The organism is Actinomadura sp. KC216 (assembly GCF_004348535.1).
GTDB lineage: Bacteria > Actinomycetota > Actinomycetes > Streptosporangiales > Streptosporangiaceae > Spirillospora.
The window spans coordinates 1-10246 of record NZ_SMJX01000293.1 but is presented as its reverse complement, the minus strand read 5'-3'; the positions used below and the strand labels follow the sequence as shown (position 1 = coordinate 10246).

10 protein-coding genes are annotated in these 10246 nt (G+C 73.0%); 7 read left to right on the top strand and 3 right to left on the bottom strand.

Going from position 1 to position 10246, the window contains the following annotated elements; all coding sequences use genetic code 11:
• Positions 1-710: GntR family transcriptional regulator (locus E1264_RS33935; RefSeq protein WP_132180144.1), on the bottom strand; the 710-nt coding region annotated here is incomplete at its 3' end.
• A gap of 198 nt (positions 711-908) precedes the next feature.
• Positions 909-2246: a PTS transporter subunit EIIC gene (locus E1264_RS33930; protein ID WP_132180142.1), complete on the bottom strand. Its 1338-nt coding sequence runs from the start codon at positions 2244-2246 to the stop codon at positions 909-911.
• A 178-nt stretch (positions 2247-2424) separates the two neighbouring features.
• Here E1264_RS33930 and nagA point away from each other — a divergent pair, with 178 nt between their 5' ends.
• From nagA to ptsP, 7 genes are all read left to right on the top strand, one after another.
• A complete protein-coding gene (nagA, locus tag E1264_RS33925; protein WP_132180140.1) occupies positions 2425-3594 on the top strand; it encodes an N-acetylglucosamine-6-phosphate deacetylase in 1170 nt (389 codons plus the stop codon).
• 67 nt (positions 3595-3661) lie between these two features.
• Positions 3662-4702 carry an SIS domain-containing protein gene (locus tag E1264_RS33920; RefSeq protein WP_132180146.1) on the top strand — a complete coding sequence of 347 codons (1041 nt, stop codon included), beginning with the start codon at positions 3662-3664 and terminating at the stop codon, positions 4700-4702.
• Complete coding sequence (locus E1264_RS33915; RefSeq protein WP_279491777.1) at positions 4699-5004, top strand: PTS glucose/sucrose transporter subunit IIB; 306 nt, start codon at positions 4699-4701, stop codon at positions 5002-5004. The genes E1264_RS33920 and E1264_RS33915 overlap by 4 nt, the downstream gene beginning before the upstream one ends.
• A 46-nt stretch (positions 5005-5050) precedes the next feature.
• Complete coding sequence (locus E1264_RS33910) at positions 5051-5500, top strand: PTS glucose transporter subunit IIA (RefSeq protein ID WP_132180136.1); 450 nt, start codon at positions 5051-5053, stop codon at positions 5498-5500.
• Between the two features lie 4 nt (positions 5501-5504).
• Positions 5505-6239: an HAD family phosphatase gene (locus E1264_RS33905; RefSeq protein ID WP_132180134.1), complete on the top strand. Its 735-nt coding sequence runs from the start codon at positions 5505-5507 to the stop codon at positions 6237-6239.
• 18 nt (positions 6240-6257) lie between these two features.
• Positions 6258-6530, top strand: coding sequence for an HPr family phosphocarrier protein (locus E1264_RS33900; protein WP_132180132.1), 273 nt, complete (start codon positions 6258-6260; stop codon positions 6528-6530).
• On the top strand, positions 6527-8215 hold the full coding sequence (gene ptsP, locus E1264_RS33895; protein ID WP_132180130.1) for a phosphoenolpyruvate--protein phosphotransferase: 1689 nt from the start codon (positions 6527-6529) through the stop codon (positions 8213-8215). The genes E1264_RS33900 and ptsP overlap by 4 nt, the downstream gene beginning before the upstream one ends.
• A gap of 48 nt (positions 8216-8263) precedes the next feature.
• Here the strand turns inward: ptsP and E1264_RS33890 are convergent, their stop codons facing one another.
• Positions 8264-9931 (bottom strand): glycoside hydrolase family 3 protein, encoded by a 1668-nt coding sequence (locus E1264_RS33890; protein WP_132180128.1) that lies wholly within the window; start codon positions 9929-9931, stop codon positions 8264-8266.
• Positions 9932-10246: the final 315 nt, after the last annotated feature.

Below are 10246 nucleotides of genomic sequence, written 5' to 3'. Positions count from 1 at the left end.
GTGTGGATCTGGTAGCGGTCCGCCCTGTAGGTCGACACGCCCAGCTCCGCACACACACCACCGGTGTACGAGCGGCGTTGGAGGAGCAACACTGCGCTGCCCCTTGGGATTTGCAGGTGCCTGGCATCCGCGGCATCGGCCAGACTTGCGTCGATCGTCTGATCGCCCGCGTCGAAGACGAGACCGTACACCGCTTCGAGGACCCCGTACAGAGAGCGATCCGCGAGGCGACGATCAAGCAGGTCGGGCGCGAGCGAAGCGAGAATGTGGGCACGTTCCAGGGCCATCGGCTCGCCGTCCGCGGTGCGCAGGCGTTCGATGACATGGATCTCGGTTCCCGGTTCGACCTCGAAGATCCGGGCGAGGCGGGCGTCCGCGTAGACGGTCCGCCGGTCCAGGTCTATCGCGCCGGGACGCAGGCCGCGGCTCAGCATGTCCTCGGTGAACGAGACGAGCCGCAGCGGCATCTCGATCTTGGGCCGGGCCACGAAGGTGCCCTTGCCCGGGACGCGGTACAGCCGGCCCTCGGAGACGAGCTGGTCGACGCCTTGCCGCACGGTCATGCGGGACAGCCCGTACCGGACGCACAGCTCGCGCTCCGACGGGATCGGGGCGTCGACGGGCAGTTCCGCGCTCTCGATCAGGTCGAGCAGGATCGCGCGGAGCTGGAAGTACTTCGGTACCGGACTGTGCGGGTCGATGGTCGTCACGGGGGTTTCCTCGATGGCCGGGGGCCGGATCGATGGGATTCGCCGGGTTTCGACGGATGGGGTGGCTAGTAGGGACAGGAGATTTGGTTCGGACTGGTCTAGGCCGGACTAGACCACAGGACCGAAAGGCATGTCAATGCACGAATTCGTAACGACCGGGTCACGCCTGGAGGGGACCAAGATCGACGTACTCGCAGGTCAGGGAGCCCGCTCGGAAGGCGTGTCGGGACGGGACTCCGGCGGCATGTCCTCTTCCGGCTCCCGTCCCGGGGTCGGCAGGTTGAACCGCTTGATCACGAAAGTGAAGATCGCGTAATAGAGCACGAAGTAGACCACTCCCAGCGCGATCACCATCCACAGGTGCCGGGTGTTGCTCTTGGTCGCGTTCAGCAGCATGTCGATCAGCCCGGCGGAGAAGCTGAAGCCGAGCTGCGCGTCCGCCGCCGCGAGCAGGCCCAGGGACACGCCCGTCAGCACGACGTGGATGCCGTACAGGACGGGCGCGACGAACATGAACGAGAACTCGATCGGCTCGGTGACCCCGGTGACGAACGCGGTGAGCGCGGCCGAGAACATCAGGCCGCCGACGGCGCCGCGCCGGTGCGGGGGAGCGGCGCGCCAGATGGCGAGGGCCGCGCCGGGCAGGCCGAACATCAGGACGGGGAAGAACCCGGCGAGGAACGTCCCGGCGTGCGGGTCGCCCGCCAGGTAGCGGTTGATCTCGCCGTGGACGACGCCGTCCGGCCCCTGGTAGGTGCCGAACACGAACCAGATCAGCGAGTTCAGGATGTGGTGCAGCCCGAACGGGAGCAGCAGCCGGTTCGCGACGCCGTAGATGCCCGCGCCGAACGCGCCCGCCCCGGTGATCCAGTCGCCGAAGCCGTCGATCCAGCCGCCGAGCGTAGGCCACACGAACCCGAAGACCACGCCGAGCAGCAGCGCGGCGGCGGCGCTGACGATCGGCACGAACCGCCGGCCGCCGAAGAACGCCAGCCAGGACGGCAGCTTCACCCGGTAGAACCGCTGGTAGAGCAGCGCGACCATGACCCCGACGACGATGCCGCCGAGCACCTGCGTCGGGTTGGTCAGGCCGTAGGCGACCGTCTCCTCCAGGCTGCCGTCCTCTGCCTGGACCTTCTGGACGACCGTCCCCTTCAGCTCGCTGGTGTGGGAGAACATCACCTTCGAGACGCGGTCGAAGACCAGGTAGGCGGCGACGGCGGCGAGCGCGGTGGAGCCGTCGGACTTCTTGGCGAAGCCGATGGCGACGCCGACCGCGAACAGGATCGGCAGGTTGTCCAGCAGCGAGCCGCCCGCCGCGGCGAAGACCTCGGCGACGCGGTTCCAGCCGAGGCCGTCAGCGCCGAGCAGGTCGTCCTGGCCGAGGCGGAGCAGGATCCCGGCGGCGGGCAGGACGGCGATCGGCAGCATCAGGCTCCGGCCGATCCGCTGCAGCACCGCGAACGTCGCCGACCAGGCGCCGCCGACGCCGCGCCCGCCGCCACCGCCGCCGCGGGCGGCGGCCGTGGTGCTCATGACTGATCACCTTCCGGACCGGCGGCTTTTCCTGCAGCCGATACCGGACGAGTTCGGGCCTGCATCTTCATCTACATCCGATTCGTGGAGTATGGTGCGTACTGGTCTAGTCCGGACTAGACCAGTTGGACCGGGCGTTAACGACCAGCGATCGTCGTGTCGCAGAGAGTGCGCATTCATGGCATCACTACTGATCACGGCCTCCAACATGATCATTACCCCCGCGGGCAGTCCTACCCGCGTCCTCTCCCCGGGATACGTCCGGGTGGAGAACGGTGTGATCGTCGAGGCGGGCGGGGGCCGTCCACCGGTCACGCTCGGCACGCCCGACATCGACCTCGAGGACGGGCTGCTCGCCCCCGGCCTGGTCGACCTCCAGGTCAATGGGTTCTACGGGTACGACATGGTGGACGCCGACGAGACCGGCTGGCACACCGTCGTGTCCCGCCTCCCGGAGACCGGCGTGACCGCGTTCCTGCCCACGTTCATCACCGCGCCCGTCGAGGTCCAGGCCGCCGCCCTGCGCCGCACCCGCGACCTCATCCCGAACCTCCCGGACGGGACCCGCGTCCTCGGCGTCCACCTGGAAGGACCGTTCCTGTCGGAGAAGCGCAAGGGCGCGCACAACGCCGTTCACCTCACCGACCCGGAGCCCGGCGCGATCGCGACGCTGCTGGAGACCGGGCTGGTCAAGCTCGTCACCCTCGCGCCCGAGCGGAACGGCGCGCTCGACGCGATCCGCACCCTGACCGAGGCCGGTGTCCTGGTCAGCGTCGGGCACAGCGACGCGACCGCCGACCAGGTCGCCGCCGCCGCCGACGCCGGGGCCCGCAAGGTCACCCACATCTTCAACGCGCAGACCGGCGTCCACCACCGCGACCCGGGCGTGGCCGTCCAGGCGCTCATCGACGACCGGCTGAGCCCCGGCCTGATCCTCGACCTGCACCATGTCGCGCCGAAGGTGGCCGAGCTGGTGTTCCGGGCCGCGCCCGGACGGGTCGTGCTCGTCACCGACGCGGCCTCGTCCGCCGGGATGCCGCCCGGCACCTACGAGCTCGGCGGCGAGCCGATCACCATGCCCGAGGAGGGCCCGCCGCTGCGCGCCGACGGCACGCTGGCCGGGTCCGGCCTCCGGCTGGACGAGGCGGTCGGCAACGCCGTTCGCATCGGCATCGACGCGGTCACGGCGGTCGACGCCGCCACCCGCGTTCCGGCCGATCTGATCGGCCGTCCCGACCTCGGCCGGATCGCCCCCGGTGCCGCCGCCGACCTGGTCTGGCTGGGGCCCGACCACCGGGCGCGTACGACCTGGGTCAACGGGCAGAAAGTCTACGGAGGGGGATCATGAGCAATGAACAATTTTCATCCTCGGTAGCTCGCAATAGACCCCGCATTAACGGAAAGGCCGGATGAAAATGTTCAGCACGATGCGCGCCGAGATCGGTCAGCAGCCGGACGCGCTGCGCCGGACGATCGACGCGCTGCTGCCGCGCACACCCGACCTCGGGGCGCTCGCCCGCGAGACGCGGCAGGTGCTGTTCATCGCGCGCGGGTCGTCCGACAACGCCGCGGTGTACGGCCGCTACCTGGTGGAGTCGCACGCGGGACGGCTGGCCACGCTCGCCGCGCCGTCGATCGCGACCACCTACAAGCGCAAGCTGGACCTCTCCGGCGTGCTGGCCGTGGCGATCAGCCAGTCCGGCAAGACGGAGGAGATCGTCGAGACCCTCGCCTGGGCCGGGGACTGCGGCGCCCGGACGGTCGCCGTCACCAACGGCGCCGGTTCCCCGCTGGCCGAGATCGCCGAGGTCGCCCTGCTCACGGAGGCGGGCGACGAGATCGCCGTCCCGGCCACCAAGACCTACACCACCCAGCTCGCCGCGCTGTCCGTGCTGGGCATCGGCCTCGGCGCGGACGTCGCCGAGGACGACCTGCGCCGCGTCCCCGACGAGGTCGCCCGGATGATCGAGCTGACCGAGGCGTCGGACGCCCTGCCCGAGATCGTCGAGGAGCTGGCGAAGGTGCCCGGCACGGTCGTGTCCGGACGCGGCATCGCGTTCGGCACCGCGCTGGAGCTCGCGCTGAAGATCAAGGAGGCGTGCTACCTGCACGCCATGGGCCTGTCGTACGCCGACCTGCTGCACGGCCCGATCGCCGTCGTCGACGACCAGACCCCCGCGCTGCTCGTCGCCGCCGACTCGGGACCGACGCTGGCCGGCACGGTCGCGCTGGCCCGGCGGGTCGAGGGCGCGGGCGCCCGCGCGTTCGGCGTCGGCGGCGGCGACGATCTCGCGGCGGCGTGCTCGGCGGCGCTGCCCGGCCCCGCCCTCCCCGAGTGGACGGCCCCGCTCGGCCTCATCGTTCCCGGCCAGATCCTGGTCGAGAACCTCGCCCGCCGGCTCGGCATCGACCCGGACGTGCCCCGTGGCCTGAACAAGGTCACCCAGACAGACTGAGACATACCCTCTGCAAAAGCCCGGGCGACGAGAGCCGGACCGGGCCCACCCCGGACCAGGAGAAGAACATGGACAAGGCCGAGGCCATCATCGCCGGACTGGGCGGTGCCGACAACATCATCGAGATCGAGCCCTGCGCCACCCGGCTGCGCACCGAGGTCAAGGACGGCAGCAAGGTCGACGAGGCCGCGCTGAAGAAGGCGGGCGCGTTCGGCGTCATGCGCAGCGGCAGCGTCGTCCAGGTCGTCGTCGGCACCGAGGCCGACACCCTCTCCAGCGACATCGAGGACATCCTCGAGTAACCCCCACCTCGACCAGTCACGACCGACTCTAAGGAGACCCCCGCTGATGACCCGAGTACTGTCACCGGTCTCCGGCCGGGTGGTCGGCCTCGCCGGCGTGCCCGACCCGGTGTTCGCCCAGGCCATGGTCGGCCCGGGCACGGCGGTCGACCCCGAGCGCGCCCCCGGCCACGCCATCGCGCCCGTCACCGGGAAGATCGTCAAACTGCATCCGCACGCCTACGTCGTCGTGGACGCCGAGGGCCACGGCGTGCTCGTCCACCTGGGCATCGACACCGTCAAGCTCAAGGGGCAGGGCTTCGAGCTCCTCGCCGCCGAGGGCGACGAGGTGACCTCCGGCCAGCCGGTCGTCGCCTGGGACCCGGCGCTGATCGAGGCGGGCGGGCGCTCGCCGGTCTGCGCGGTCGTGGCGCTGGACGCGAACGCCGACGCCCTCTCCGACATCGTGGAGTCGGGCGAGGTGACGAAGGGCACCGAGCTGTTCACATGGAACTGATCGGATGGCGGTGATCGGGCTGGGGGCCGCGGTGTTCGACCTCGACGGCACCCTCATCGACACCGAGCCGCGCAGCCGGGCCCAGTGGTCGCGGCTGTTCGACGCGCACGGCGCCCCCTACGACGACGCGTTGATCGCCTCGTTCGCGGGGCGCCGCGGGCTCGAGGTGCTCGGGGAGCTGTCGCACCTGTTCCCCGGCCGGACGGTCGAGGAGCTGTTCGAGGAGGTCGTCTCCTACCAGCGGGCGCCGGGGATGCCGGCCGTCTCGCCCGTCCCCGGCGCGGTCGGGCTCGTCCGGACGCTCGCCGGGCGCGGCGTCCCGCTCGCCGTGGTGACGTCGGCCGAACGCTCGTACGCCGAGGACCTGCTGGACGAGCTGGGCGTCCGCGGCCTGCTGGACCTCGTGGTGACCGCCGGGGACGTCGGCACCGGCAAGCCCGACCCGGAGGGCTACCTGGCCGCCGCGCGGGACCTCGGCGTCCCGGCCGAGCACGCGGTCGGGTTCGAGGACACCCCGGCGGGCGTCGCGGCCGTGAAGTCCGCCGGCATGACGTGCGTGGGCGTCGGCACCACGCAGCCGGCGGGCGCGCTGGCCGGGGCCGACCACCTGGTCGCCGACTTCGAGGACGTCGACGTCGTGCCGGGCCCCGCGCTGCGGGTGCCCGGCCTCCGGCAGAGCCGGCCGGATCGGTCCGGCGGGCCGGATCAGCATGGCCAAAGCCAATCTGGACAGAACTAAGCCAAAGAGGAGTGTGCCGTGACCGAGCGCAATGTCAAGATCCAGTCGAGGGTGGGGCTGCATGCGCGGCCCGCCGCGCTTTTCGTCCAGACCGCGGCCAAGGCCCCGATGGACGTGACCGTGAGCAAGCCCGGCGGCACCCCCGTGAACGCCAAGAGCATCCTCGCCGTGCTCGGGCTGGACGCCCGGCATGGAGAGGAGGTCGTCCTGTCCGCGGAGGGCGCGGGCGCGGAGGAGTTGCTCGACGATCTTGAGAAGCTGCTGGCCGAGCCGGAGCCCGAGGAGTCCTGACGGTGCCGGAGGTTCTGCAGGGCGCGGGGGTCAGCCCGGGTGTCGGCGCCGGTCCGGTGCGGACGATCGCCGGGGCCGTCCCCGAGCCGCCCGCCGAGTCCCGGCACGGCGGTGACGCCGAGGCCGAGCGCGCGACGGCGCTCGCCGCGCTGGAGGCCGTCGCCGCCGAGCTCGAGGAGCGCGGCACCCGCGCCGCCGCGGTCGGCAACCCCATGGGGGAGGAGGTGCTGGGCGCGCAGGCGATGATGGCCCGCGACCCCGGCCTCGCCGACGACGTCCGCGCCCGGATCGACCGCGGGACGGGTGCGGCCCGCGCCGTGTACGAGGCGTTCGGCGTCTACCGGGACCTCCTCGCCGGGGCCGGCGAGTACATGGCGGCCCGGGTCACCGACCTGGACGACATCCGCGACCGCGCGCTCGCCCGGCTGCTCGGCCTGCCGATGCCCGGCGTCCCCGAGTCCGACGAGCCGTTCGTGCTGGTCGCTCGCGATCTCGCGCCCGCCGACACGGCCGTCCTCGACCCGGCGCAGGTCATCGCGTTCGTGACCGAGGAGGGCGGGCCGACCAGCCACACCGCGATCATCGCCCGGACGATGGGCGTGCCCGCCGTCGTGGCGCTGCCCGGCGCGACGTCGCTGGCGGACGGCACCCGCGTCCTCGTCGACGGGGCCGCCGGGACGGTGCGCCGCGACCCGTCCGACGCCGACATCGCCGCCGCCCGCGCCGCGGCCGCCGCCCGCGCCGCCGCCCTGGAGGACTCCACCGGGCCCGGCGCCACCAAGGACGGCCACCGGGTGCCGCTGCTGGCGAACATCGGCGGCCCGAAGGACCTCGACGCCGCGAAGGCGAACGGCGCGGAGGGCGTCGGCCTGTACCGCACCGAGTTCCTCTTCCTCGACCGGCAGAAGGCGCCGACCGACGAGGAGCAGGAGGCGGCGTACCGGGCCGTCCTGGAGGCGTTCCCGGAGGGCCGGGTCGTCGTCCGGACGCTGGACGCGGGCGCCGACAAGCCGCTGGCGTTCCTGCCGCCGCCGGGCGAGGAGCCGAACCCGGCGCTCGGCGAGCGCGGCCTGCGGATGTCGCGCCGGTACCCGGAGGTCCTCGCCGCCCAGCTCGGCGCGCTGGCCCGCGCCTCCGCGGGGCTGACCGCGAAGCTGCAGGTCATGGCCCCGATGGTGACGGACGCGGCGGAGGCCGCCTACTTCACCGCCGCCTGCCGCGAGGCGGGCATCGCGCATCCCGGCGTCATGATCGAGGTGCCCGCCGCCGCGCTCCGCGCCCGCGACATCGCGCCGGAGGTGGCGTTCTTCAGCATCGGCACCAACGACCTGACGCAGTACGCGTGCGCGGCGGACCGGCAGATCGGCGGGCTCGCGCATCTCCAGGACCCGTGGCAGCCCGCCGTCCTCGACCTGATCGCCCCGGCCGCCGACGCGGGCGTCCCGTGCGGCGTCTGCGGCGAGGCCGCCGCCGACCCCGCGCTCGCCTGCGTCCTGGTCGGTCTCGGCGTGACGTCGCTGTCGATGAGCGCGCCGTCGCTGCCGCTGGTGCGGGCCGCGCTCGCCCGGCACACGCTGGACGAGTGCCGCCAGGCCGCCGCCGCCGCCCGCGCCGCGCGCACCGCCGCGCAGGCCCGCGAGGCCGCCCGCGCCCACCTGCCGGGCCTGGCCGAGCTGGGGGTGTGACTTCCTGAGCTGGGTGTGTGCAGAGGGCTCGGCTACCGGTAGGTCCGGCTACCGGTAGCCGAGGCCGTGGCCGACCCGCTGTCCGGCCGCGGGCACCGGCAGCCGGCCCGTCGGCTTCACCGCGCCGCTCAGCACCCGGCCGAGGGCGCCGACCGACACCGCGCTGGAGGAGTACGTGGCCAGCGCGCCCGCCGCGCCCCCGGCGGAGTCGAGGTCGTAGGGGCGGCCCAGCGCCGCGACCACGACCGGTTTCGCGCCGAGCGCGCGGATCTCGGCGGCCGTGGCCCGGCCCGCGTTCAGCGTGGTCAGGACGGTGACGTCCGCCGAGCCGGCCGAGGTCACCGTGACGCCGTGACGGCGCAGCGACGCGCGCAGCGTCCCGGCCGCGGGTCCGGAGACGGCGACCTTCTTCCCCTTCAGCGGCAGCACGTTCCGGTCGTTGCGGACGAGCGTGACCGCGCGGTCGGCGACCTGGCGCGCGATGGCCTTGTGCGCGGACGTCCCGATCACCGCGTCGGCCCTGGCCGGGTCGGCGGCGGTGTCCTGGAACAGGCCGCGCCGCTGCTTGAGCTTGAGGATGCGGGTGACGGACCCGTCCAGCCGGTCCGCGGGGATCTTCCCGGACCGGACGGCCTTCAGCACCGCCTTGTAGGCGCGCGGCAGGCTCGGCGGCATCAGCAGCTGGTCGGCGCCCGCGTCCAGCGCGCGGACGGGGACGGACGCGTCGCCGTACTTCTCCCGCACGCCCGCCATCTCCAGCGAGTCCGTCGTGATCACGCCGCGGTAGCCGAGCGCGTCGCGCAGCAGCCTGACCAGGACGTTCCGCGACAGCGTGGACGGGTCGCCGGACCTGTCGAGCTTCGGCACGACGATGTGCGCGGTCATGACCATGTCGACGCCCGCCGCGATCGCCGCCCGGAACGGGGGCGCGTCCAGCCGCTCCCACATCGGGCGGGTGTGCCTGATCACCGGCAGGCCGGTGTGGCTGTCGGTGGCGGTGTCGCCGTGCCCGGGGAAGTGCTTGGCCGCCGCGGCGACCCCGGCGGCCTGGTAGCCCTCGACGGCCCCGGCCGTCATCTTCGACACCAGGCCCGGGTCGGCGCCGAACGAGCGCAGCCCGATCACCGGGTTGCGCGGGTTCACGTTCACGTCGGCGTCGGGCGCGTAGTCCAGGTTGATCCCGACCGCGCGCAGCTCGGTGCCGGTGACCTGCGCGGCGGCGCGGGCGTCTGCGGGGTTGCCGGTCGCGCCGAGCGCCATGTTGCCGGGGAACGCGGTGATGAACGGCGTGCGCGAGACGATGCCCTGCTCCTCGTCCACGCCGAGCAGCAGCGGGATCTTGGACGCCTTCTGCAGCGCGTTCGACTGCGCGGCCGTCTTCGCCGGGGCGCCGAAGTTGCCGGGAAAGTAGATCAGCCCGCCGACGTGATACTTCCTGATCTTCGCGAGGGCGTCGGAGCGGCTGGAGAACCGCGTCACGAACAGCTGCCCGACCTTCTCCTCGACGCTCATCTTCGCGACATGGCCGGGGATCCAGGCGTAGGGATCCTTGGGCTGGGCCCCCGGGGAGCCGGGCGCGCCGGAGGCCCGCGGCCCGTCGCCGCGGTCGTCTCCGCCGCCGCAGCCCGCGGTGACCGCCAGGGTCAGCGCCGCCGCGAGCGCGAGTGGACGGGTAGCACGCACCTGACCAGGCCCCCCGACATGGTCTCGGTTCATCGGTCGCATCGGACCGTCGCGACGTTAACCGCTCCCCGTCGCGCTGTCGACCCGGCCCGCGGTCGGGCAGGCCCGCTGTCGACCCGGCCCGCTGTCGGGCGGGCCGGAGTCGGGCAGGGCGCAACGGCGGACTCCCCTTCCACCGCCGCCCCCCGCGTCACAGCACGATCACGATGGACCCCAGGACCACGGATGTGGATCTTGTGGGGTCCATCGCGATGAACCCTGACGGCCTGGATGCCGCCTGTCTGGATCGGCCGGGCTGGAACGGGACAGCCGGTGCCGGGTCCGGCCGGGCGGGGCTCAGCCGGGGAG

What these genes read in the sequence shown, in the direction of transcription:
- E1264_RS33890 (WP_132180128.1), bottom strand. Translation starts at nt 9,931, where the DNA reads ATGAACCGAGACCATGTCGGGGGGCCTGGTCAGGTGCGTGCTACCCGT.
- E1264_RS33910 (WP_132180136.1), top strand. Translation starts at nt 5,051, where the DNA reads ATGACCCGAGTACTGTCACCGGTCTCCGGCCGGGTGGTCGGCCTCGCC.
- E1264_RS33920 (WP_132180146.1), top strand. Translation starts at nt 3,662, where the DNA reads ATGTTCAGCACGATGCGCGCCGAGATCGGTCAGCAGCCGGACGCGCTG.
- E1264_RS33905 (WP_132180134.1), top strand. Translation starts at nt 5,505, where the DNA reads ATGGCGGTGATCGGGCTGGGGGCCGCGGTGTTCGACCTCGACGGCACC.
- E1264_RS33930 (WP_132180142.1), bottom strand. Translation starts at nt 2,246, where the DNA reads ATGAGCACCACGGCCGCCGCCCGCGGCGGCGGTGGCGGCGGGCGCGGC.
- nagA (WP_132180140.1), top strand. Translation starts at nt 2,425, where the DNA reads ATGGCATCACTACTGATCACGGCCTCCAACATGATCATTACCCCCGCG.